At 68.0% G+C, this 25,168-nt stretch carries 13 protein-coding genes; 6 read left to right on the forward strand and 7 right to left on the reverse strand.

What is annotated here, in order from left to right; translation table 11 throughout:
• Positions 1–4: 4 nt before the first annotated feature.
• Positions 5–2,131 carry a ferredoxin family protein gene (locus BGP17_RS05600; RefSeq protein WP_286711289.1) on the forward strand — a complete coding sequence of 709 codons (2,127 nt, stop codon included), beginning with the start codon at positions 5–7 and terminating at the stop codon, positions 2,129–2,131.
• Positions 2,131–3,564, forward strand: coding sequence for an indolepyruvate oxidoreductase subunit beta family protein (locus tag BGP17_RS05605; protein ID WP_286711290.1), 1,434 nt, complete (start codon positions 2,131–2,133; stop codon positions 3,562–3,564). The genes BGP17_RS05600 and BGP17_RS05605 overlap by 1 nt, the downstream gene beginning before the upstream one ends.
• A 102-nt stretch (positions 3,565–3,666) precedes the next feature.
• On the opposite strand, the gene BGP17_RS05610 is transcribed toward BGP17_RS05605, so the two are convergent.
• From BGP17_RS05610 to BGP17_RS05640, 7 genes are all read right to left on the reverse strand, one after another.
• Complete coding sequence (locus tag BGP17_RS05610) at positions 3,667–5,379, reverse strand: DUF885 domain-containing protein (protein WP_286711291.1); 1,713 nt, start codon at positions 5,377–5,379, stop codon at positions 3,667–3,669.
• A gap of 34 nt (positions 5,380–5,413) precedes the next feature.
• Positions 5,414–6,715: an NAD(P)/FAD-dependent oxidoreductase gene (locus BGP17_RS05615; RefSeq protein ID WP_286711292.1), complete on the reverse strand. Its 1,302-nt coding sequence runs from the start codon at positions 6,713–6,715 to the stop codon at positions 5,414–5,416.
• A 166-nt stretch (positions 6,716–6,881) separates the two neighbouring features.
• A complete protein-coding gene (locus BGP17_RS05620; RefSeq protein ID WP_167300576.1) occupies positions 6,882–7,781 on the reverse strand; it encodes a bile acid:sodium symporter family protein in 900 nt (299 codons plus the stop codon).
• 12 nt (positions 7,782–7,793) lie between these two features.
• Entirely contained in the window at positions 7,794–8,282 is a 489-nt protein-coding gene (locus tag BGP17_RS05625) for a DUF3830 family protein (protein WP_286711293.1), read from the reverse strand.
• A gap of 15 nt (positions 8,283–8,297) precedes the next feature.
• Complete coding sequence (locus tag BGP17_RS05630; RefSeq protein WP_286711294.1) at positions 8,298–9,971, reverse strand: DUF885 family protein; 1,674 nt, start codon at positions 9,969–9,971, stop codon at positions 8,298–8,300.
• Between the two features lies 1 nt (position 9,972).
• Entirely contained in the window at positions 9,973–12,204 is a 2,232-nt protein-coding gene (locus tag BGP17_RS05635) for a S9 family peptidase (protein WP_286711295.1), read from the reverse strand.
• A gap of 95 nt (positions 12,205–12,299) precedes the next feature.
• The gene (locus tag BGP17_RS05640; protein ID WP_167300580.1) at positions 12,300–15,146 is read right to left on the reverse strand and encodes a TonB-dependent receptor plug domain-containing protein; all 2,847 of its coding nucleotides are present in this window, start codon (positions 15,144–15,146) and stop codon (positions 12,300–12,302) included.
• 422 nt (positions 15,147–15,568) lie between these two features.
• Between BGP17_RS05640 and BGP17_RS05645 the strand changes: the two genes are divergently transcribed.
• From BGP17_RS05645 to BGP17_RS05660, 4 genes are all read left to right on the forward strand, one after another.
• Positions 15,569–17,317, forward strand: a complete 1,749-nt coding sequence (locus BGP17_RS05645; protein WP_286711296.1) for a DUF885 family protein — start codon at positions 15,569–15,571, stop codon at positions 17,315–17,317.
• Between the two features lie 386 nt (positions 17,318–17,703).
• Positions 17,704–20,400 carry a TonB-dependent receptor domain-containing protein gene (locus BGP17_RS05650; protein WP_286711297.1) on the forward strand — a complete coding sequence of 899 codons (2,697 nt, stop codon included), beginning with the start codon at positions 17,704–17,706 and terminating at the stop codon, positions 20,398–20,400.
• Positions 20,401–20,441: 41 nt separating this feature from the next.
• Entirely contained in the window at positions 20,442–23,687 is a 3,246-nt protein-coding gene (locus tag BGP17_RS05655) for an alpha-L-rhamnosidase (RefSeq protein WP_286711298.1), read from the forward strand.
• The gene (locus BGP17_RS05660) at positions 23,684–25,162 is read left to right on the forward strand and encodes a carboxylesterase/lipase family protein (protein ID WP_286711299.1); all 1,479 of its coding nucleotides are present in this window, start codon (positions 23,684–23,686) and stop codon (positions 25,160–25,162) included. The genes BGP17_RS05655 and BGP17_RS05660 overlap by 4 nt, the downstream gene beginning before the upstream one ends.
• The last annotated feature ends 6 nt before the right edge of the window (positions 25,163–25,168 follow it).

Below are 25,168 nucleotides of genomic sequence, written 5' to 3' on the forward strand. Positions count from 1 at the left end.
GCGGATGGCCGAGCGTTCGTTCAAGGCGGAAGTCGAGCAATTGCGGCTGGGAGACGGCGAGGCCTTCCATGGCGAGGGCATCCTTGCCGTCACCAAGGCGCTGCTCCAGGCCGGAGTGGCCTATGTCGGCGGCTATCAAGGTTCGCCGATCAGCCATCTGATGGACGTGTTCGCCGACGCGAGCGAACTCATGGGCGAACTCGGCGTCCATTTCGAGAGTTCGGCGAGCGAAGCGACGGCGGCGGCGATGCTGGCCGCCTCGGTCAACTATCCGTTGCGCGGCGCGGTCGCGTGGAAATCGGTGGTCGGCACGAACGTCGCCTCCGACGCGCTGTCCAACGTCGCTTCGGGCGGCGTGACCGGCGGGGCGCTGATCATCCTGGGCGAGGATTATGGCGAGGGCTCGTCGATCATGCAGGAGCGCACCCATGCCTTTGCGATGAAGTCGCAGATGTGGCTGCTCGATCCGCGGCCCAGCCTGCCGGTGATCGTCGACATGGTGGAAAAGGGATTCGAGCTCTCCGAAGCCTCGAACACGCCGGTTATGCTCGAGCTGCGCGTGCGGGCCTGCCACGTCACCGGCAGCTTCGTCGCGCGCGACAATCGGCGCCCTGCGCTCACCGTGGCGGAAGCGGCCGAGGCGCCGGTGCGCGATCCCGACCGGATCGTGCTGCCGCCGGCCAATTTCCTCCACGAAATCGAGAAGATCGAGCAACGCTGGCCCGCTGCCATCCGCTTCGTGCAGGAGCATGGGCTGAACGAGCATTTCGGGCCCGAGGCGGACGAGATCGGCATCATCGTCCAGGGGGGCCTGTTCAACTCCCTCAATCGCGCACTGGAGCTGCTCGACCTGTCCGACGCCTATGGGAATGCGGCGATCCCCATCCATGTCCTCAACGTCACCTATCCGCTGATCCCCGACGAGATCCGCGACTTCTGCGCCGGCAAGCGCGCGGTGCTGGTGATCGAGGAAGGGCAGCCCGAGTTCATCGAGCACGAGCTGAACACCCTGGTCCGGCGTGCCGGGCTCGCCACGCGGATCGTCGGCAAGGAAATCCTGCCCCGTGCGGGAGAATATGGCGGCGCAGTGATCCGCGACGGGGTGGCGCAGTTCCTCCGCGCCCATGCTCCCGAACGCGCGCCTGCCGAGGCGCCGGTAGCCGCCGGCCCCGCCCTGCTGCCGAGCGCGGTGCCGCAGCGCCCGGCCGGCTTCTGCACCGGCTGCCCCGAGCGCCCGATCTTCTCGGCCATGAAGCTGGTGCAGAAGGAACTCGGCGCCTTCCACGTCTCGGCCGACATCGGCTGCCACCTGTTCTCGATCCTGCCGCCCTTCCATATCGGCAATACGACGATGGGCTATGGCCTGGGCACCGCCGGCGCCTCGGCCTTCCGCCCGCGCGACAGGCGGGCGATCGCGATCATGGGCGATGGCGGCTTCTGGCACAACGGACTGACCTCGGGCATCGGCAACGCGGTCTTCAATCAGGACGACAATCTGACGATCATCGTCGACAATGGCTATTCGGCCGCCACGGGGGGCCAGGACATCCTTTCCTCCCGCGCCAGGCCGCCGGGCCGCAAGACCAACAATCCGATCGAGAAGGCCGTGCGCGGCATCGGCATCGGCTGGGCGCGGACGATGACGCGCACCTATGACGTGGCCGGCATGCGCGACGCGATCCGCGCGGCGCTGACGAGCGAGGAGAAGGGGCCGAAAGTGCTCGTCGCCCAGTCCGAATGCCAGCTCAACCGCCAGCGCCGCCTGAAGCCGCAGGTGGCCAAGGCAATGAAGGCCGGCGAGCGCGTGGTGCGTGAGCGCTTCGGCGTCGATCCCGACACCTGCACCGGGGACCATAGCTGCATCCGCCTTTCCGGCTGCCCTTCGCTCACGATCCGGCCCAATCCCGATCCGCTGCGCCAGGATCCGATAGCCCATGTCGAGAACAGCTGTGTGGGCTGCGGCGTGTGCGGCGAAGTGAGCCACGCCGCGGTGCTGTGCCCCTCCTTCTACAAGGCCCGGATCATCGCCAATCCCGATCGCCGCGACCGCTTCCGCCAGCGCCTGCGCGGCTGGGCGATCGGCACGCTCCAGCGCCGCGCGGCGCGCGCAATCGCCGCGAGGAGCTTCTGATGGCGGATCGCGAGCGCATCACCATCGCGGTGCTGGGCCTGGGCGGCCAGGGTGGCGGCGTGCTTGCCGACTGGATCGTCCAGCTCGGCGAGCGGGGCGGCCATGCGACGCAGGGCACCTCGGTTCCCGGCGTCGCCCAGCGGACGGGCGCCACCATCTACTATATCGAGATGATCCCGGCCGGCGGCGCAGCTCCGCCGGTACTGGCGCTCACGCCGGTCCCCGGGGATGTCGACATCGTCCTTGCCTCGGAGCTGATGGAAGCGGGCCGCGCGATCCTTCGGGGCTTCGTCACGAAGCGCACCGAGCTGATCGGCTCCACGCACCGAGTCTACGCCATCGCCGAGAAGTCGGCGATGGGCGACGGCCGCGCCGGTGCCGAGCGCATCGTGGCGGCCGCCGGAGAGCGCTCGAAGCGCTTCATCGGCTTCGACATGGACGCAGTCGCCGAACGCACGGGCAGCGTGATCAGCTCGGTGCTGTTCGGCGCGCTGGCCGGCAGCGGCGCCCTGCCCTTCCCCCGCATCGCCTTCGAGGACGCGATCCGCGCCGGCGGCAAGGCAGTGGAGGCCAATCTGCGCGGTTTCGCCGCGGGATTCGATGCCGCCCAGGGGAAGCCGGAACCGCAGGATGAGGACGTCCGGACCATCATCCCCACCACCGACGCCGGCCGCGCCCTGGCCGCAAGGATCGAAGCCGATCTCCCATGCGAGGCGCGGCTCCTGGCGCTGGAGGGAGTACGCCGGCTGATGGACTATCAGGACGCCGCCTATGCCCGGCTCTATCTGGACCGGCTCGACAGCCTGGGCAGCAATGCCGAGCTCATCGCCGAGGCCGCCCGCCATCTCGCGCTGTGGATGTCGTATGAGGATACGATCCGCGTCGCGGACCTCAAGGTCCGCGCCAGCCGTTTCGCCCGCGTCCGCGGCGAGGTCCGCGCGAAGGACGACCAGATCGTCCAGCTGACCGAATATATGCATCCGCGGCTGGAGGAGGTCTGCGAAACGCTGCCCGCCGGCATCGGCGGCCGCCTCCTCGCCAGCAAGCGCTGGTCGCGCCGGCTGGCGCCGCTGTTCGCCAGGGGCCGCCATGTCGAGACGACCAGCCTGCGCTGGTTCCTGGCGCTTTCGCTGCTCGCCGGCTGGCGGCGCTGGCGACGGGGCACGCTGCGCTATCAGGTCGAGCAGGCGCGGATCGAGGACTGGCTGTCGCTGATCCGCGCCAGCGACACCGATGCCGCGATCGAACTCGTCCGCTGCCAGAGGCTGATCAAGGGCTATGCCGAGACGTTCGAGCGGGGCTTGGGCAACTATGCCCGCATCGTCGAGCGCTACCGGGCCGGCGGGCTGGACGCGGCCGGGCTGCGGCGCCTTCGCGAGGCGGCGCTGGCGGACGAGGAAGGCGCGGCGCTCGGGGCGGCGCTGGCTTCGTGACCGGCCGTCACCCTGGCGAAAGCCGGGGTGACGCCGGGGGGAGGAACCGCAGGAGATCCCGGTCTTCGCCGGGGACGATGATGACGATATCGCCGGGTAACGCTATTTCCGCGCCGCGATCCAATCGTCCACCACCGTCTCCAGCATCGTCATCGGCAGCTGGCCCTGGGCCAGGATCAGGTCGTGAAAGGCGCGGATGTCGAAGCGGTCGCCCAGCGCCGCCTCGGCCCGGTGGCGCAGCGCGACGATCCGCAGCTCGCCCACCTTGTACGCCACCGCCCCGCCGGGCGCGCCGATATAGCGCGCCAGCTCCGTATCGATGTTGATGTCGGCCAGCGCAGTATTCTCCGTGAAGCAGGCCCGCGCCCGTTCATAGCTCCAGCCCATCACATGGATGCCGGTATCCACCACCATCCGGCAGGCGCGCCACATCTCGGTCGACAGGCTGCCGAACGCTTCATAGGGATCGCGATATACGCCCATCTCGTGCCCGAGCCGCTCGGCATAGAGCGCCCAGCCCTCGCGAAAGGCGAGCAGGTCGCGCTGGCGGCGGAAGCTCGGCCATTCGGGATGCTCCTGCGCGATCGCGGCATGGGTGTGGTGGCCGGGTGCCGCCTCATGCAGCGTCAGCGCCGGCACCTCGTAGAGCGGCCGCTGGTCGAGGTGCGAGGTGTTGACGATGAAGCGGCCGGGAAAGCCCCTGGAGAAGTCGCCGCCGCCCGAGCGCGCCGTGGTGTAGCCTTCCTCCAGGTCCGGCGGCACCGGCTCGACCGTGAAGGGCTGGCGCGGCAGCGTGGCGAACCAGCGGGGCAGCACGCCGTCGATGCGCTTGGCGGCGGCGCTGTATTTCTCGATCAGTTCCTCGCGGCTCCGGGCGTAGAAGCGCGGATCGGTACGCAGGAAGCGCAGCCAATCGACGAAGCTGCCCTTGAAGCCGCTCTCCGCGATCGCCCGGTCCATCTCGCCGCGGATGCGCTTCACTTCGGAGAGGCCGAGGGCATGGACCTGTTCGGCGGTGAGATCCGTGGTCGTGTAATAGCGCAGGAGGAAGTCGTAATAGCCCCTTCCCCCGCGGATGGTGCCAATGCCGAGCCCCTTGCGGGCATGCGCGCGGTAGCGGCCGTCGACATAGGCCAGGATCGCGCGCTGGGCGGGGCGGATCTCGCGCTCGATCACCCCGCGCGCTTCCGCGAGCAGCGCGTCCCGCCCCCGCAACGGCGCGAGCAGCGGATCCTCCGCCGCCGGCCGCTCCACTTGCTTGCGCAGCACCGCCACCGCGACGTCGATCACCCGCGCCGGCTGGGTCCAGCCAGTCGCGATGCCGCGCTCCAGATTGGCGCGCTGCTCCGCGAAATAGCCGGGCACCCCGCGCAGCCGCGCGATCCAGGCCCGGCCATCGGCGTCGCTGCGCACCTCCACGCCGCGCGCGGCATAATAGGGCGTGTTGTAGAAGCCCTCATGCGCGACAAAGGCGAAGCGGCGCTCGTCGAAACCGATCCCTTCCACGCGCCAGCCGATGATATGACGGAGGAAATCGCGGTTCCGCCTGTCCTCCGAAGCGAGCGCCCCATCGGGCAGCGCGGCGAGCGCCTTGTCGATCGCGAGCAGCTCGGCCCGGCGCGCGGCCATGCCGCCGGGCGTCTCGACCGGCCAGCCTTGCGGAGAATGCGAGGGATCGGAGCGGCCTGCCTCCATCGGAAAGCGCTCCGAGAAATGCTCGTAGCGCGCGATCAGCGCATCGAGATCGGGCGATCCCGCCCCGAGCAGCAGCACGGCGCCGATCGGCAGCAGGAACAATCGCAGGGCACGGATCATGCGCGGTCTCCTCCAGGATCGGCCGGGCGCCTGCTCAATTGGACAGCCAGGCCATCGTCATCAGCAGCTTGGGCAGCAGCGCCGCGCCGGCATGGAGCCGGATCGGATGCGGCTCGCGCGGCACGACCGAGAGCCGCGCGCGGCTGTTCGACGCGATCGCCGCGGCCACTTCGATGCCCAGCTGCGTGTTGATGCCGATGCCGCGGCCATTGTCCGCCTGGATCGCCAGCGCGCCGTCGCCCAGATCGTAGAGCTCGGGCAGGAACGACGCGTTCACCCAGGCCAGCCCTTCCCAGACATGGTCGATCCGGGGATCGGACAGCGCGGCGAAATGCTGCCGGAGCCGGCGCCGTGCCTCGCGCAGATGCGCCCTGTCGCCCCGCACCAGGAACGACATCGGGAAGGCCGAGATCAGATGCCCCTGCGGATCGAGCCGCGCAGTGAAGAGATAGGAGACCTTGTCGGTGAAGGCCCCGCCCTCGGGCAGGATGGCGGCGCGCTGCACATCGTCCAGCGGCGCAGTCGCGAACTGGACGACGTGCAGCGGCAGGGCGGTGCGCCGCAATGCCGGGTGCAGCCGGGCATTGCCGCCATTCGCCGCCAGCACCACCCGCCGCGCCGACACTGCGCCGCCGGGCGTCCGCGCGATCCACCGGCCGCCTTCGCGCCGCAATGCCTGTACCGGGCTCTCGCCGAACAGCCTGGCCCCCTGCTTCAGCGCCGCCTGGGCGAGCCCGCGGACATAGCCGAGCGGATTGAGGCTGCCGCCCTCGCCGAAGCGCAGCGCGCCGCAATAGCGCTCCACCCCGAACATGTGCCGCGCCTCGCGCGCCTCGACGAAGCGAACGTCATAGCCGCGCGATTGCCATTGCTCGGCATAGCCGCGCTGGCTCTGCGCGAGCCCCTCGCTATGGGCGGGCGTGTAGAAGCCGTCCTGCCGGGCGTCGCAGTCGATCGCGTGCCGTTCGATCAGGTCGAACACCGCGCGCGCCGATCCGCCGATCATCCGCGTCAGCATCTCGCCATGGTGGCGGCCGAGCACCGTGCCGATCGTCTCGGGCGTGTGGCGGATATAGTCGGGCGCGACGAGCCCGCCGCTCCAGCCGGTCGCCTGGTCGCCGGGCTGCCCGGCCTCGAGCAGCGCCGTGTCGACGCCGGCCTCGACCAGATGGAGCGCAGTGGTCATGCCGGCGATGCCGCCGCCGATCACGAGAACGTCCGCTTCGATCTCGGCGCCGAGCGGGGCGAGCCCCGGGCCCGGCGCCGCGGTGGCGACCCATAGCGGCATGGTCGACGGCGCTTCTCCCTTGCGGCGGGAAATGGGCTGATGCTGCATCACCACGCCTTCACAAGCATGAGGCTGGAGGCCGGCGCGAGGGACAAGAGCGCCCCCGCGACGTCCGTGATACGGGACGTTTGCATGTACTATCGAACTCTCTGTTCGCCCCGCGAGGGAGCGGTTCTTGCGCGCCCCTGAAAGAGGCGTTGTTCTCAAAAGGACGTCAGGCGGCGGCGGACACGGCTCTCCCGGCGCGCTCGGTGCGGCGCGCGATGGTGACGAAGGCCAGCACGAAGCAGAGCGCCACCGGCGTGTTCATGATCATCGGCAGCGACATCTCGTTGTTGCCGACGATGCTCACCGCAATGAAGATCGCCGTGCCTTCCTGCCGCATCAGATGCTCGATCCCGATCGCGATATTCTCGCGCCGGGTGAAGCCGGCGAAGCGCACGATCGTCATCACCACGCAGACCATGATCAGGTTGAGCGCCACGGTGATCCAGAACAGCGCGCCCAGATTCTCGCGCAGCACCGGCACCTGGTCGAACAGGATCATTCCGAAGGCGCTGAACAGCACCACCATCGCGACGTTCTTGAGATATTTCTTGAAGGTGAGCGCGAAGGCCGGGCGCAGCGCGCGCAGCGTGAAGCCGGCGGCGGCGGGCAGCACCGTGATCGAGAAGATGTCCCAGAAGAACGACGCCAGCGGCACTTCCACGTCCGCCTCCAGCCCCATGAAGTGGCTCAGCGCGAAGTGCGCATAGAAGGGGACGACGAAGATGTAGATCATGCTGAGCAGCAGCGTCATCGACATCGACAGGGCCAGGTCGCCCTTGGCCATGTCGGTGAACAGATTGGAGAGCATGCCGCCCGGCGTGGTGGCGAGCAGCACGAAGCCGACCGCAAGCGCCGGCGTGGGCGCGACGGTGAGCGCCAGGGTGAGCCCGATCAGCGGCGGCACGATCAGCATCGAGCAGACGCCGAAGATCAGCGCGCGCTTGTTGCGGAACACCTGGCGAAAATCGTCGGCGGTGAGCGACAGGCCCATCGAGGCCATGATCGCGATCAGCGAGCCGGGCAGCACCCAATGGCCCAGGACGGACATCAGATCGGCATAGGTCATGTCAGCTTCCCCTCAGGCCGGCTCGACGGTGATGGTGCAGGCGCCGTTCCGGCGGATCGTGCGGCAATCGGCCACGGCCTTGTCCAGATCCTCCGGGAGGATGCGGGCGCAGACATTGGCCTGGATCCAGCCGAACGGCATCAGCAGCCGGCCGCCGGCGCCGTAGAAGATGCCGATGTCGTAAAAGGGCCCGGGCGGCAGGCCCTGGGTGCTGCCCGGCGCGAGATAGGCGAGCACCACGTCGCCCGCACCCGGATAGGAAGTGGCGTTCTCGGCCGGGATCGCCGGCTGGGCCATGCCCTGGGGCAGCGCGGCGGAGGGCATGGGCACCGAGATCTCCGGCCCCGTCCAGATCGCGTGCATCGCCTCGAACGACGCGCGGCGCGTGGCGAGATCGCGCAGGAAATCGCAGGATTGCGGCGCCGCGTCGGGAAGCAGGCGGCAGCGCGCCGACAGTCCCGATTTCGGCTCGGTGAAAATTACCAGATCCATCGAAAGCATGCCCCCTGTTTGCCCCTATTCGCCCGAAACCATCGACAGATACTCTTCCTTCTGCAGCGCGATCGGCACATTGCCGTTGGTCCATAGATAATCGTGGAAGCGCTTGAGATCGAAGGACTTGCCTTCGCGCACCCGCGCCTCGGCAAGGAACTCGGTCGTCTGCATCTTGCCGATCTGGTAGCTGATCGCCTGACCGGGCGCGGCGGCGAAGAAGGTGGCTTCCTCGCGCGCCGTCGCCCGGTCCATCGGGACCATCCTCTCCAGATAGTCGGCGGCCTGGGCGATGGTGAATTCACCTAACGCCAGCTTCACGTCCACTTCGACCCGAAGGGCACGCAATCGCGCGAAATTGTAGATGATCTCGCGCGTCTTGGGCGCATCGGCCCAGAAGCCCGCCTGGAGCATCATCTCCTCGGCATAGAAGCCGGTGCCTTCGTTGGCGCCGCTGTCATAATAGCGGCGGCGCAGCGGATCGGGGTTCCGCCAGCTGAGGCTGAGCTGGAAGAAATGGCCGGGCACCCCTTCATGGACGATGATCGGCCGCGGATCGCGCATGATCGAGAGGTTGAAATAGCCGAGCTTGGGCGAGGGATCGGGAAGATAGACGGTCGCGTCCTGCCCCGTCCGGTCGATGCTGGTGAAGTCGAAGGTACGCCCCAGCCAGCCGATCGGCGCCAGATAGGCCGGGAAAGGCTGGGCCTTGTAATGGCCGACCCAGCCCGGAACGGTCAGCAGGTTCTTCTCGGTGAGGAACCGGCGGACCTTCAGCTCCTCGGCATCGAGCCGCGCGGTCACCGCGCCGATCGAGGGGCCGATCGGCAGCTCGGGCAGCCCGGCATTGCGATTGCGCTCCAGCGTCTCGAACAGCACCGAGCGCGCCCATTCCTGGCGGCCCATCGCCACCAGTTGCTCGGGCGTATAGGGATAGATGCCGACATTGCCGAGGAAATAGCGATAGCTCTCCCGGCCCACCGCCGTCTGCTCGGACAGGCCGGCACGCTTCGATTTCAGGAAGGCGGCATAGTCGGCAAAGGCGGCGATCGCCTTGTCGAGCACGGCCTTGAGCCGCTTCTTCTGGCCGGCATCGGCATAGGCATCGAGCCCCGCCGCCATGCCGCGCAGGCTCTCCGGCACCTCGGCGAGCTGGCTGAGCGCGACGTCGACAAAGGGTCCGCGCAGGTCGTCGAGGTTCGCGCGGCCGGCTGCAAGGATGGCTGGCGCATTGGCCAGCAGGCGGATCACTTCCTCCAGCCGGGGACGCGCCACCGGCGGCGGGGGCAGCAGCACCTCGAACACCGGATTGAGCGCCTGCGCCGTGTAGAAATGCGGCTGGCGGCGCCAGGCGGCGACATGGTCCATTTCCCAATGGACCCGAGCCAGCGCCGAGCCGACCAGCCGGTAATCGACTTTCTCCGCCACGGTGCGGGGGGCGGCCTCCAGCGCCTGCCAGCGCGCTTCGAACGCGGCAAGCTGCCTGCGCTGGGCGGCGACGCCGGCGGGCGACCAGTCGGGCACCCAGCCCGCGGGGCGCACGATGCGGGGGATGTCGTCGCTGCTCGCCGGCTGGGTCGTGCCGCGCCAGGCCCAGAAATCGGCGCCCAGCTGCTGGACGGCCGGCTGGGCGGCGGCCGCCTGCGCCACCAGCAGAGCGGCGCCTCCCATCACGGCCGCGATGCCCCTCGCCCGCATGCTACTTCCGGTTCTTCACGTTGCGATCGAAGAACTCGACCATCTTCTTGAAGGAGAAGCGCGTCTGCGGGATGTTCTCCGCGTCCCAGCCATGGTTGGCGCCGGGCAGCGTGACCAGCTCGAACATCTGCTCGCGCTGTACCATCTGCTCGGCCAGCGCCATCGTGTCCGAATAGAGCACCACGGAATCGCGGGTGCCGTGGATGATCATCAGCGGATCCCGGATCCCCTTGGCCTGGTAGAGCGCCGACTGCGCCTCGTAGCGCGCGGGCATGTCCGGCCCCTCGGACGGGCCCATGATCCACATCTGCGCCGGGAAGGCGTGCCACACATTGGTGGCGGGCGCGCCGGCGATGCCCGCGGCATAGAGGCCCGGCTTCTTCGACAGCGACATGATCGTCATCAGCCCGCCATAGCTGGACCCCCAGATGCCGATGCGCTTCGGATCGGCATGGCCCTGGGCGATCAGATAGCGGACGCCGCTCTCGAGATCGTTGATGTCCGTCTCGCCATAGCTTTCATATTGCGTCTGGTTGTGCTCGCGCCCCTGCCCCCAGGAGCCGCGGATGTTGACCGTCAGGACGATATAGCCCTGCGCGACCAGATACTGGTCGAGCCCCCAGGTCGGATGGGCGCGGCGCCCGCCCCATTGGTTGCGCACCGCGTCCGAATAGACCGAGCCGACGATCACGGGATATTTCTTCGCGGGATCGAAATCGGCGGGGACGCTCACCCGGCCGAGCAGGTTGATCCCGTCGACATGGCTGGGGAACTGGACATAGCTCGTCCTCGCCCAGCTCTGGCCGTAAAAGTCCGGCTGGGGCGACTTGGTGACCTGCGCCGCCTTGCCCGGCTTCGCGGTGTCGATCACATAGAGCTCGGGCGGCGTGTCGTCGTTGCTGTACCAGTCGGCGATGCGGCTGAAATCGGGGGAATATACCGGCTCGTGCGTACCGCCCGCGGGGCCGCTGATCCGCTGGATCTTCCCGCCCGCCACCGGCACCCGGTAGAGCTGGCGATCCTGCAGGGCGGATTCGTTGGCGGTGAAATAGAGCTGCCCGTTCTTCGCATCGACTTCGAACGAAGCGATTTCCCACTTGCCGCTGGTGATCTGGCGCGGCGCCTGGCCCGCCTTCTTCTGGTGATAGAGCTGCAGCCAGCCGTCGCGATCGGTGAGGATAATCAGCCCGTCGTCGCCCGGCGCCCAGGCGACTTGCCAGTCGGGGCGCAGATGCTTGGGCTCGCGCAGCTGGTAGAAGGTCTCGCGCGTGCCGGTGGCGGCGTCGTACAGGTAGATGGTGTGTTCCTTGGCCTCCATGTCGGCGCCGCTGACGAACAGCCGCTTGCCGTCATGCGACAGGCCATAGCCCCACACGTCGTGCTTGGGATCGGGGCGCTCGAACAGGCGCGACCGGGCCGTGGCGAGATCGACCACGCCGATCACCGTCTTGCTGGTCTCCTCGCCCGGAAAGGCGCGGATCACGCGGTTGTTCTGCAGCTTGCCCTTGGCGTCGTAATAGATGTCGCGCTCGGGCATGGCGCGGTCGTCGGCCTGCTGGAAGGCGATCGCCTTGCCGCTATCGGCCCATTTATAGTCCTCGATGTAGAGCTTGGGATCGTCGCTGCCGGCCAGCCATGTGGCGGCGGCGCCCTCCCCCGCCGCGGCGTCGCGCACCCAGAGCTGGCCGCCGGCAGCGACTGGCGATCCGTTCGGCGCGGCCGCGAGGAAGGCGAGCCTGCCGCCATCGGGCGATACGGCAAGCTTGCGGATGCCGCGCTTGTCGCCCTCGACCTTGACGATCTTGCCGTCGGCCTCGCGGATATGGAGCTGGCCGCCCAGGGTGAAGGCGACGCGGCCATCATCGAGGAACACCGCCTGGGCGATGCCCCTCGCTTCCGCCTCCGGCCTGCTGTCCTTGCCGAGGAAGGTCAGCCGGGTCTTCTGCCCGGTCCTGGGCGACCAGGCCCAGATGTCGCGGAACGCATAGCCTTCGTCGTTCCACAGGAACAGCACCGCGCTGCCATCCGCCGCCCAGCTATAGCCCTGGGGGTCGATGCCGACGAGGCTCTTGTAGCGATAGAGTTCGTCGATCGAGAAGCTGGTGCCGGGCACGCTGGCGGTACCCCGGACGGGCCCCTGGGCCTGCTGGGCGAAGACGGGCGCCACCACGCCCGGCGAGGCGATCATGAGAGCCGCCGACATCGCGCGGACGGAAACGCTGAACTTGATCATCTTCCCAACACCTTCACCATCTGTCGACGCCTTCGGCCCCGGAGCCGGTTGCCGGCGGCGACGGGGGATCAACCGCCGCCGCCGGGCTTGGGGCCTCAGAACCGCTTGCGGAAGCCGATCGTGAACCGGCGACCGATCGCATCATAGGTATCGCGTTCGTAGAGCTGGAACGGCGGGTTGTGATCGCCCAGATTGTCGATCATCCCGTAGATGCTCAGGCTCTTGTCGATGTCGTAGGACGCGCTCAGGTCGAAATAGCTGATCTGGCCCGTCTCCGGCACCGCGAGCAGCGGCATCGCCCCGCCCGAGGCCTTGGCCGCCGCGATCCGCCCGTCCTTCGCCGAGCCGATGAACCGGTGGCGCAGCGAGACCTGGAAGGCATCGGAGACGTCCCAGGTCAGGCGCTGGGTGAAGCGCCATTTCGGGTTGGCGTTGCCGCAGGTGCCGCCGCCGATATAGCCGGCGCAATCCACCGCCGCGACGATCGGGCTGCTCTGCACGATGCTGTTGATCAGATAGCTGCCGGCCAGATAATAGCTCAACCGCCCCAGCGAACCGATGTCGTGGCGATAGTCGAGGCGGAAATCGACGCCCGCGGTCTTCATCGAGGCGATGTTGGCATTGAGCAGCGGCACGTCATAGAGCTGCCCGTCCGACGAGCGGTGGTTGAGCGGCTGGCAGAAGATGTTGCTCATCGACAGATTGGCGCGGCAGGCGGTGATCACCGACTGGAGGCCGCCGCCGAACGCCGCGATCGCGCCGTCGATCTTGATGTTGTAATAGTCGACGGTGAGCTGGAGGTTCGGCACGAACTCCGGACGGAACACCGCGCCGAGCGACCAGGTGTCCGACGTCTCCTCCTTCAGGTTGGGATTGCCGCCGGTGATCGCGCGGATCTGGACATTCTCCTGCTGGAACACGTCGATCACGCTCGCCGGCACGCCCAGCGAGTTGATGCAGAAGCTGCGCTCGGCCGCAGTGCGGTTGGCCCCGGTGGCGTTGCAGAAGTCGGTCGCCTGCGGCGCGGTGTTGGTCGCGCCCGAATAGAGCTCGATCACGTTCGGCGCACGCACCGCCCGCTGATAGAGACCGCGGATCTTGAAGCTCTTCACTGGCGAGAACTCGCCGCCCGCCTTCCACGACGTCACGCCGCCTGCGGTCGAATAGTCCGAATAGCGGATGCCGCCCTCGAACGCGAGCAGATGGACGAAGGGCAGGTCGGCCAGGATCGGCACGACGAGCTCGCCATAGACTTCCTTGACGTCGAAGCTGCCGCCGGTCGCCTGGATGCCCGCCGAGCGCGAGAGCGCCTTGCCCTGGATATAGAGCTGGTCGGGCGTGAAGGTGGAGCTTTCCTTGCGATATTCGGCGCCCACCGAGATGCCGACATTGCCCGCCGGCAGCTTGAACAGCGTGCCGGTGATGCTGGCGCCGGCCTGCTTCTGGTCGACGACGGTGATGTTGGTCAGGTTGGTGTAGATATAGTCGATCATCGGCTTGGTCATCGACATCAGCCCGAACGGGTTGATCGTGACGCAGCGCGGATCGGCCACCTTGCACGCATAGGGATTGCTCGGATTGGTCAGGAACGCATTGGCGAAATTGTCGATCAGCACGCCGCCGCCCTGGACCTCGGTGATCCGGACATGGCCCTGATTGTAGAAGGCCTCCCAATTCAGCTTGTCGGTCAGCGCGCCCTTCAGCCCGACGACGAAGCGCGAGAATTCGCGGGTCTGATCGTCGGTGCGCGAGCCGAAGTCGAGCAGGCGGCGATTGATGTTGAGCGAAACCAGATTGTCGCCATCGCCATCGAGATTGGTGCGCAGGAACTCTCGCAGCGACGAGGACAGATAGGGATTGCGCAGGTCGAACTGGAAATTCGGCAGGAAGCCCGAACTGCTCATCGGCACCGCGCCCAGCGTCGAGTTGATCTCGCTGCGGACGTAATTGCCTTCCCAGAAGGCCGTGACGTTGTCGGTCACGTCGTAATGGCCGGTGATCGCCCCCGACCAGCGCTTCATCGGCATCTGGAGGTTGGTATAGGGACGGTCGTTGAAGCCGTCGCTGGTCTTGTAGGCGCGCCAGCCCTCGGGCGCGAAGAAGATGCCGGCGGTGCCGATCGTGTTGCCGAACTGGTCCAGCTTGCCGACCAGCGCCGGCGTGAAGATCGTGCCTTGCGGCGTGACGCCGTTGCCGCCGGGGACGAGCACGCCCTTCCCGTTCTGCACGGCGTCGACCAGGTAGAGCGTGGCATGGTCGCGCGCGGCGCCCTTCACCATCGAACGGTCGTAATAGCTGCCGTTGAACACGATGTTGCCGCGGCCATCGCCGAAATTGCCGCCGACGGTGAAGTCGATATTGTAGCGCTCGGCATCGCCCCGCTCGCTGATGCCGTATTGGCCGCTGACTTCCAGGCCCTGGAAATTGGTCTTGGTGACGAAGTTGACCACGCCGGCCATCGCGTCCGAGCCATAGACCGCCGAGGCGCCGCCGGTGACGACCTCGACCCGCTCGATCAGCGACGGCGGGATCATGTTGATGTCGACCACGCCGTCCTGGCTCGCGCCGACGATGCGGCGGCCGTTCTGCAGCACCAGCGTGCGCGCCGCGCCGAGGTTGCGCAGGTTGACCGTGGCCGAGCCGTTGCCCGCATTCGACTGGGCACCCGCGCCGGCGACCGCCTGGGGCAGCGCGTTGAGCAGCTGCTCGGTCTCGGCCGTGCCGGTCTGGCGGATTTCCTCGCTGCCGATCACGTTGACCGGGCTGTTCGAATCGACGTCCGGACGCGGGATGCGCGAACCGGTGACGACGATCGCCTCGCCTTCCTGCGCTTCCGGCTCGGCGGTCTGCGCCATCGCCGTGCCCATCATCATCATGGTGGCGAGCAGCGCGGAACCGCTCCGCAACCCCGCCCGCATCACCGCAATCCGCTTACCGCCCATGTCCGTGTCTCCCCGAATGGATACGCCCACCTGCCTCGCTCCGCTCCGGCGTCGTTCGTCGCGCCATTTCCGTGAACAAGTGCGTGATTTTGAGCATATTAGGAACAAGGGGTCAATTCGGGGTAACGAAAAAATGTGAAAAATGTCGCTTTCTGGTAACAAAGCTGCCGGGAAACCCGCGATTGCGCACGGTTTTTTCCGTGCCCCATGCTGGGCAGGACGCGCCCTGCGGAACGCGCCAAACGCTCTCGCCGTCACAGGGGAAAGGCCGAAAATGCGCAGATTTCCGCCGATTCGCACCGTTTCGGATTGGCCTGGAGCACTTCGCATCCCTCCGAGATAACACCGATTCGGTGCCTCTTGACCAGTGCCGCCCCGGGGATCATCGTATTACAAATCACATGTTTTCAGTTTTATTGTGAATGAACGCGGCAATCGAAGCGCTGCGCGACCCGGACGACAGGGAGGAGATGGACATGCGTGCAAGGGGATTGGCGATCGCGATGCTCCTGGCCGGGAGCGCCACGCCGGCGGCATTCGGCGTCGCGCCGGCAACCGCGCAGCCGGCGGCCAACCGGCCCGAGGGCCCGCCCCAGGGCGCGCGCGGCCATGCCGATCTGGTCACGCTGTTCACTGCCTTCGATGCCTGGCGCACGCCGCCCGCGGTCGATGGCGTGGTCGACTACAGCCCCGCCGCGGTCGACCGGCGCCGCGCCGAACTGCGCGGCTTCCAGGCGCAGCTCCCGGATTTCGCCGTGGCGCGCTGGGATCGCCATCAGCAGGTCGATTATCTCGCCGTCCGCGCGCAGATGGACCTGGAGGATTTCAACCTGAACATCCTCAAGCCCTGGGCGCGCGATCCGGGCATGTATGTCGATGAATTGCAGCGACTGGCCTATACCGACCTGCCGCTGAAGGGCGAAGCGCGCGCGCGCTTCCGCGCCCGGCTGAAGGCGATCCCCGCCTATCTGGCCCAGGCGCGGGTCAACCTGGATTCGGTGGCGGCGGACTATGCCGATCTCGCGCTCCACGGCCTCTCGCACGGCGACGGCGTGGGCCATGGCATGCCGTATCGCGCCGTGGAGCCGGAGGGGCTGATCGGCTGGTTCGCCGATCTGCGCGGCCGCGCGCAGAAGCAGCAGCCCGATCTGCTGGCGGACATCAAGGCGGCGGAAGGCGCGATCCGCGGCTTTCGCGACTGGCTCGCCGCCGCGCGCCCGGCGATGACCGCCCGTGCCGGAGTCGGCAAGCCGGCCTATGACTGGTTCCTCGCCAATGTCCGGCTGATGCCCTACACTTCGGACGAAGTGGTGACGCTGGCCGAGCGCGAGCTCACGCGCTTCTGGGCCGACTATGCCACCGAGCGGCACCGCAACCGCAAGCTCCCCGAACTGCAGCTGCCCAGGTCCGCCGCGGAATATGAGGCGCAGCTCGCCGGCACCGATGCCAAGATCCGCAAATGGCTGAAGGACGAGGAGATCATCACCATCCCGGACTATATTCCGGGCAGCTATCGGGAAGTCGGCTTCAACGCGCCCTGGATCGTGCGCCCCACCGGGCCGATGTTCTGGGAGCAGATCCAGTTCCGCGACGCCTCGCCGGACCATCTCCACGCCACCTTTCCCGGCCACCGCTTCGACGGGATGACCGGCAAGCGCGTCACCGACCCTATCCGCGGCCGGGTGAGCGACAGCGGCCGCACCGAAGGCTGGGGCTTCTATCTCGAGGAGACTGCGCTGCAGCTCGGCCTGTTCGACGACCGGCCCCGCACGCGCGAGCTGATCTACGTCTTCGGCCTGTTCCGCGCGGCGCGCACGATCGGCGACGTGAAGATGCAGCGCAACGAGATGACCGTGGGCGAGACCATGCGGTTCTGGAAGCAATGGACGCCCTGGCTGGACGACAATGTCGCGCGCACCGATGCGGGCATCTATATCCGCCGGCCGCCGGGCTATGGCATGACCTATACGATCGGCGCGATGCAGCTCCAGAAGCTGCTGGTCGATCGCCGCCGCCAGCTCGGCGACGCCTTCTCGATCCGCGACTATCACGACTATCTGATGAACACCGGCCGCCTGCCGGTGTCGCTGCTGCGCTACGACCTTACCGGCCAGGACGACGAGGTCCGCGGATTCTGGCGGCATGTCCCATTATCGGAAGTGCCGCGCTGACCCTTTCGGCGCGAGACGCGAAGACCATTGCAGCAACAGCGTGACGATGGGGCGTGCCAGGTGCGTGCGCCTGGCCATTTCGCCTGACCCTTCGCTTCCGGACGATCCCGTGCTCCGGCCATGGCGCCATCCAGCAGGATGGCGAGGCTTGTCGCGCGCCCCGCGTTTGCCGCGTCGTACCCGCCTTGCCGATTGAGATTGAGCAGGATACCCGCCGCTTTCCAAGACCCAGACCCCCTGTCGACAATCTAATTTGATCATTGACATGATCGAAAAAGATCGAGATTGAATGATTGTGGAAAATCGCTCGGACGGGTGATTCCATCCCGCGCAAGGCGCTGACCCCGCGGGAAACGAGAGTCCGAAGGACCAATTGGGGAGGGAATATGAACACCGAGATCATGGAGCCGCGCGTCCGCGGATTCGCGAAGCAGGCGGGGCTTTCGATGCTGGCCCTCGCCACCATGCTGGCCTGTGCCGGTACAGCGCATGCGCAGACCGCCCCGGCAGGTCCCGATGCCGCGCAGGCCGAGGCCCAGCCGGCCGATGACGGCACCGACGAAGCCCAGGGCAACATCGTCGTCACCGGCACGCTGCTGCGCGGCGTCGCCCCCACCGGCACCAACGTGATCGGCGTCACCCGCGACACGATCACCGCGCGCGGCGTCAGTTCCGCCAACGATCTGCTCGCGAAGATCCCGCAGGTCGGCAATTTCGGCACGATCCCTGTGGGCTCGGCCTCGTTCGCCCTGCCGGTCCTGCGCCCCAATATCCGCAACCTCGGCGCTTCGGGCGGCAGCACCACGCTGGTGCTGATCAATGGCCATCGCGGCGTCGGCGCGGGCATCCTGCAGACCACCGTAGATCCCTCGATCCTGCCCCCCGATGTGCTCGAGCGCGTCGAAGTGGTGCCGGACGGCGGCTCGGCCATCTACGGCTCGGACGCGATCGGCGGCGTGGTGAACTTCATCACCCGCAAGCTCTTCGACGGCATCTCCGCCAATCTGCGCTACGGCTTTGCCGACAAGTACAAGACGGTCGACGGCAACCTGACCGTCGGCAAGGACTGGGGCAGCGGCTCGCTGTTCCTCTCCTATGCCCATGTCTGGCACGATAACGTCCTCGGCATCGATCGCGACTATGCCTCGGCCGATCGCCGGTCGAAGGGCGGCGGCGATTTCCGCGTCACCACCTGCGCGCCGGGCAACATCCAGATCGGCGCGACCAGCTATGCCCTGCCCGCGCTGACCCCGGGCACGGTCAACAAGTGCGACCAGAATGCCTATGCCGACCTGTTCCCGCGCGAGGAGCGCAACTCGGTCTTCGGCTCGCTGACCCAGCAGCTCGACGACAATGTCGCCTTCGGCTTGACTGCCTATTGGGCCCGCCGCGACACGGTGGTGAACCAGGCCCAGGGCATGCTCTCCGGCACGATCACTGCCCTCAATCCCTTCTTCCGCCCGATCGCGGGTTTGACCTCGCAGACCGCCAGCTTCTCGTTCGCCAGCGTCTATGGGAACAGCCTGACCAGCCGCCAGCGCTTCGAATCCTATGGCGTCACTCCCAGCTTCTCCTTCGCGATCGGCGACAAGTGGCAGCTGCGGGCGGAGAGCAATTTCGGGCGCAGCACCAGCCTGGTGCGCGAAGCCGCGCTCGACACCGGCACCGCGTCGTTCGCGCTCGCCGGCCTGATCCCCGGCATGGCGCTCAATCCCTATGACCTGGCGTCCAGCAGCCCCGCTGCCCTCGCCGCCATCCGGAACTACGAGAATTACGGCGACGCCACCCAGGAACTGGCCGAGGGCCGGTTGATCCTCGACGGTTCGCTGGCGCATCTGGCGGGCGGCGACGTCCGCCTCGCGATCGGCGCCGAGTATCACTACGAGAACATTTCCTCGCGCATCGCCCAGGGCGCGGTCGGCTCCTATGCCAATACCAAGACCTCGCGCGCCGCACGCGACGTGCGCTCGGCCTTTGGCGAGCTGATGATCCCGATCGTCGGCGCCGGCAACGGCAGCCCCGGCCTGCGCGGGCTCCAGCTCTCGGCGTCGGTCCGCTATGACGATTATAGCGACCAGGGCGGCACCACCAACCCGAAGTTCGGCGTGAACTACAAGCCGTTCACCGACCTGACGATCCGGGGCAATTGGGGCACTTCGTTCCATGCGCCGAGCCTCGCCGACACGACGAACACCTCGGACTCGCGTGCGACCGTGCTGCCCTACAGCCCGTTCCTCGCGCCGGGCGCCGGCCCCCTGGATCCGCTGCGCAACACGATCGTGCTCGCAGGCGGCAACCCGAACCTGAAGCCCGAGCGCGCCGATACCTGGTCCGCCGGCTTCGACTGGACGCCGAAGGCGGTCCCGGGCCTGGTTGCGAACCTCACTTACTACAATGTGAGGTTCAAGGACGCGATCGGCCTGGCGCCGTTCCTCTCGCCGACGCTGTTCACCAACACCAACTATGCGAACTTCTACATCCTCCGTCCGACGCTGGCCCAGGCCCAGGCGGCGGTGGGCAACCTGAACGTGGTGGGCGCGCCCAGCATCGCCAGCCTCTATACCGGTCCGCTCACGCCTTATGTGCTGATCGACGCGCGCCGCAACAATCTGGGCGCGGTCAACACCGAAGGGCTCGACTTCAACCTGGCCTATACCCGGCTGACCGGCTTCGGCGCGATCAACGCCAGCATTGCCGGCACCTACACGCTCAGCCGCAAGTCGCAGGCGGTTTCCGGCGGACCGTTCACCGACGACCTGAAGAACGGCGTCGGCCGCACTTCCTTCGTCGCCACGCTGGGCGGCAAGTCGGGCGGGTTCATCGCCTCGGCCTCGTACAACTACAAGGGCGGCTTCCCGATCCTCGGCGTCACGCCGCAGACCCGGGTGGGCGCTTTCCAGACGGTGGATGCCTTCCTCGCCTATGACCTGGGCGCGCACGGCTTCATCAAGAACGCGATGCTCACGCTGAACGTCGACAACATCTTCGACCAGGATCCGCCCTGGCTGAACAGTGCCGCCGCCTATACCAATGGCAGCACCCTGGGACGGCTCGTCACGTTCGGCATCCGGACCAAGTTCTGAGGGAAGGGGATCGGGTGTCGCTTCCGTCGTCTGTGCTGACAATGCGTACCCTGTTGGCCTCGGGCACGGCGGCCATGGCGCTTCTCGCCGCCATGGCCGCGTCCGCCCGGGACGACGGCCCGGCACCCACCCGGCTGACGGCCGAATATGCCGATGCCGCGCTCGGCATCGACGAGCCTGCCCCGCGCCTCGCCTGGCATTCCCCGGCGAAGCGCCAGGCAGCCTATCAGATCCGCGTCAGGGCCGAGGGCAAGCCCGTCTGGGACAGCGGCAAGGTGGCTTCGGCCGACAATGCGCAAATCCCCTATGCGGGGCCCGCCCTTGCCGCGCGCACCCGCTATTCCTGGCAGGTCAGGACCTGGGACGCCGACGGCCGCGAGAGCGGCTGGAGCCGGCCCGGCTGGTGGGAGATGGGCCTGCTCGCCCCGGCCGACTGGGCGGCGGGGTGGATCGCCGGCCCGGCACGCCGCGACCATGACTGGAGCGACCTGCGCTTCGAAAGCGACCTGACGCTCACCGGCAGCTCGGTCGACCTGCTCTTCCGCGCCCGTGCGGCCGGCAAGACCTATGGCGAGGCCTATGTCTGGACCCTGGCCGAGGAGAAGGCCGGCCCGGTGCTGATCGCCCGCGTCCGCCATTATCCCGGCGGCAGCAGTTCGGGCGTCAAGCTCACCGAGCTCAAGCGCGTGCCGCTCACCGGCATCACGCTGAAGGGGGTACGCCACAAGGTGACGATCACCGCCCGCGGTTCGGACATCGCCACCGCGATCGACGGCAAGCAAGTCGATCTGCTCACCGACCAGTCCCAGCCGCACGGCACGATCGGCTTCTCGTCGCGGGAAGCCGCCGGAGCGACGATCCATGCGGTCAGCGTCACCGGCACCGGCAGCCCGGCCTTCGCCACCCGCTTCCCGGCCAACGACAATCCCTTTGTCGGCGGCACCGTGGAGGCGCAGGGGCTCACTGTCGCCGCCGGCGTTCCGAACATCGACATCGTCCTGCCGATCGAGGCCCCCGCCCCGCTCGTCCGCAAGGCCTTCACCCTGCCGGCGAAGAAGATCGCGGCGGCGCGCCTCTATGTCGCGGGCGCGGGTTGGCCGCGCATGCATCTCAACGGTGGCACGGTCGGCGCCAGCGCGATGGCCAGCGGCTTCACCGCCTATGACAAGCGCGTCCTCTACCAGACCTATGACGTGACCGACCGTGTTCGCGCGGGGCAGAACGTCCTCGGCGCCGAACTGGGACGCGGCTGGTATGGGCTGACCGACCCGAACGAATGGTATTTCGACCAGGCGCCCTGGCACGGCGAGCCGGCGCTCAAGGCGCAGCTCGAAGTGACCTTTGCCGACGGGTCGCGCCAGACGATCGCCAGCGATGCGAGCTGGCGAACCGTCTCCGGCCCCACCCGCAACGATTCCGTCCATCGCGGCGAGCGCTATGACGCGCGGCTGCTCCCGACCGGCTGGGACAAGCCCGGCTTCGCCGGCAAGGGCTGGACCGCCGCCCGGCAGGTCGAAGGCCCCAAGGGTCTGCTCCAGGCCGCGAACGTCGAGCCGATCGCCCCGGTCGAGCAGCTTGCCCCGGTCTCGCTCACTCAGGTGAAGCCGGGCGTCTGGGTCTATGATTTCGGCCGCATCTTCTCGGGTTGGACCACGCTCGACGTGCGCGGGCCGCGCGGCACCACCGTCTCGCTCGTCGCCAGCGAGCGGATCGGCGACGACGGGATGGTCGTCCCCGCCTCGGGCCTGATCGACGCGCAGCTCCAGACCGATCGCTACACGCTCGCCGGATCGGGCGCCGAGCGCTGGGAACCGAGCTTCGGCTATCGCGGCTTCCGCTATGTCGAGCTGCGCGGCTATTCCGGCACGCCGACCCTGGCCACGCTCACCGGCAAGGTCGCCCATAGCGCGGTCGCCCGAACGGGCAACTTCACCAGCGCCAATCCGCTGCTGAACGAAATCGACCAGGCGGCGATCCGTACCATCCTGAACAACATGCACGGCTATCAGACCGATACGCCGACCTATGAGAAGAATGGCTGGACCGGCGATGCCCAGGCCTCGGCCGGCGCCGCGGCGCGCAGCCTGGGCATCGCCCGCGTCTGGACCAAATGGCTGAACGACTATCCGGATGCCCAGGCGCCGAGCGGCGAACTGCCCGAGATCGTTCCGGCCACGCCCTTCTACGGCTATGAAGGCACGCCGGGCTGGTCGTTCGTCTGGGGTCCGTCGACGCCCTGGGACGTCGCGGCGATGATCCTGCCCTGGGAACTCTACCAGGCCGAGGGCGACACCCGTATCCTGGCGCGCATGCACGCCATGCAGAAGCGGCTGGTCGACTATACCGCCACCGTCTTCAAGGCGCCCGACTATCGCCACGACCGGGGCCTCAGCGAATGGAGCGCGCCGGGCCCGCTCGACATCTTCGCCACCAACAATGGCGGGATCGACGCGATCACCACTGCCTATTTCTTCCACGAGGCGGACCTGCTGGCCAAGTCCTCCGCAGTGATCGGCAACACGGCCGATGCGGACCGCTATGGCGCGCTCGCCGCCGATATCCGCCGCGCCTACAACGCACGCTACTGGGACGCGGCGAACGGCCGGTACCGCACGCTCGACGACAAGGGCGCGACCAAGGGACCGACCCAGTCGCAGAACATCCTGCCGCTCGCCTTCGGCATGGTGCCGGAGGGCCAGGCGCAGAAGGTCGCCGATACGATCGCCGCCGACGTCGAGGCCCGGGGCCTGCGCGCCGGGGTGTTCGGCACGCGCTACCTGCTCGAGATCCTCAGCGACTACGGCCATGCCGACCTCGCCTATCGCGTCGCCACCCGCACCGAGGAGCCGAGCTGGGGCTTCTGGCTGAAGAGCGGTCACAAGACGATGTTCGAATCCTGGGGCCTCAACGCCCGCTCGCGCGACCATCATTATTTCGGCTCGATCGCGGACTGGATGCGCCAGCGCCTCGCGGGACTGCGCCCGGGCGCGCCGGGCTATCGCATCGTCCTGGTCCGCCCCGAGATTCCGCAGGGCCTGGCTTCGGCTGCCGCCACGATGGCGACGCCGCAGGGCGAGGCCAAGGCCGGATGGCAGGTCGAGAACGGTCGCCTCACGCTCACCGCCACGGTGCCGATGAACGCCGCCGGCGAGATCTGGGTGCCCGCCCGCTTCGGCATGGTCGGCGCAGTGCCCCATGGCGCCACCCTGCTCCGCCAGACCGATGCCGCTACCGTCTATGCCACCGGGCCGGGCAGCTTCACCTTCGTGACCGAGGGACGGAAATGAGAACTTCGCTTTTCGCTCTCACCCTGCTGCTCGCGGGCACCGCCCAGGCGCAGGAGGTCCGCACCGACCGCGGGACCCTGCGCGGTGCCACTGCCGAAGGCGTCGCCAGCTTCAAGGGCATTCCCTATGCGGCCGCCCCGGTCGGGCCGCTGCGCTGGCACGCGCCGATGCCGGTCCCTGGCTGGACCGGCACGCGCGACGCCGCCGGCTATGGCAATGACTGCGTCCAGGCGCGCATGCCGGGCGACCTCGCCAACACCACGCTGCCGATGAGCGAGGACTGCCTGTTCCTCAACGTCTGGACGCCCCGGCCCCGTGCCGGCGCGAAGCTGGCGGTGATGGTCTATATCCATGGCGGCGGCTTCTCCACCGGATCGGGCAGCGCCGCGATCCTCGACGGCAGCCGCCTGGCTGCGCGCGGGGTGGTGGTCGTCACCTTCAACTATCGCCTCGGCCGGTTCGGCTTCTTCGCCACGCCCGCACTCACCCGTGAGGCCGGTGGCGGCCCCACCGGCAACTGGGCATTGATGGACCAGCTCGCGGCGCTGCAATGGGTGAAGCGCAACATCGCTTCGTTCGGCGGCGATCCGGCCAATGTCACGATCTTCGGCGAGTCCGCGGGCGGGGAATCGGTCAGCCGGCTGATGGTCTCGCCGGCCGCGAAGGGGCTGTTCGCCAAGGCGATCGCCGCCTCGGGCGGCGGTCGCGACAGCTGGCCCGACCTCGCAGCCGGAGAGGCCAAGGGCCTCGCCTTCGCCAAGCACGCCGGCGCCGAGGATCTCGCGGCGCTGCGCGCATTGCCGGCGGACAAGGTGCAGGGCGGCATCAACCTGCTCAACGGCGACGAAGCGCATTATTCCGGCCCGATGACCGACGGCCGCATCGTCACCGGCGACACCGACGCGCTGCTCGCCGCCGGCAAGGCACGCGGCATCCGCTATGTCGTCGGCTCGAACAGCGACGAGCTGGGCTTCATCCCCGCGCCGTTCCTCAAGGGCTTCGTCGCCAAGGCGACCGAGAAGCTGGGTGCCGCCGCCGATGCGGTGCGCACCGCCTATGGCTCGGCCGAGGCCTATGACCGCCACATCCCGAGCGACTATACCTTCACCGAGCCGGCCTTCTCGCTCGCCAGGCGGCAGGCCGCCCACGGCCCGACCTGGCTCTATCGCTTCGGCTATGTCGCCGAGGCGAAGCGCGCCACGCTCGCCGGCGCCTCGCACGCCACCGACGTGCCCTATCAGTTCGACAATCTCGCCGCCGCGGGCGGCAAGCCCAGCCCTGCCGACATGGCCGCCGCCAGGCTGGTCGCGGACCATTGGGCGGCGTTCGCCAAGACCGGCGACCCGGGCTGGGCAAGGTTCGATCCGGGCGCGCAGATGCTAGTGATTAGCAATAACGGAAGTGCCGCCGCGCCCGCCGGCACGCCCGAGATCATGGCGATCGCCGCCGCCCGCGATACGGCCAAGCAGAAATGAGGAAGT

It is taken from the genome of Sphingomonas sp. 67-41 (assembly GCF_001899725.1).
GTDB lineage: Bacteria > Pseudomonadota > Alphaproteobacteria > Sphingomonadales > Sphingomonadaceae > Sphingomonas > Sphingomonas leidyi.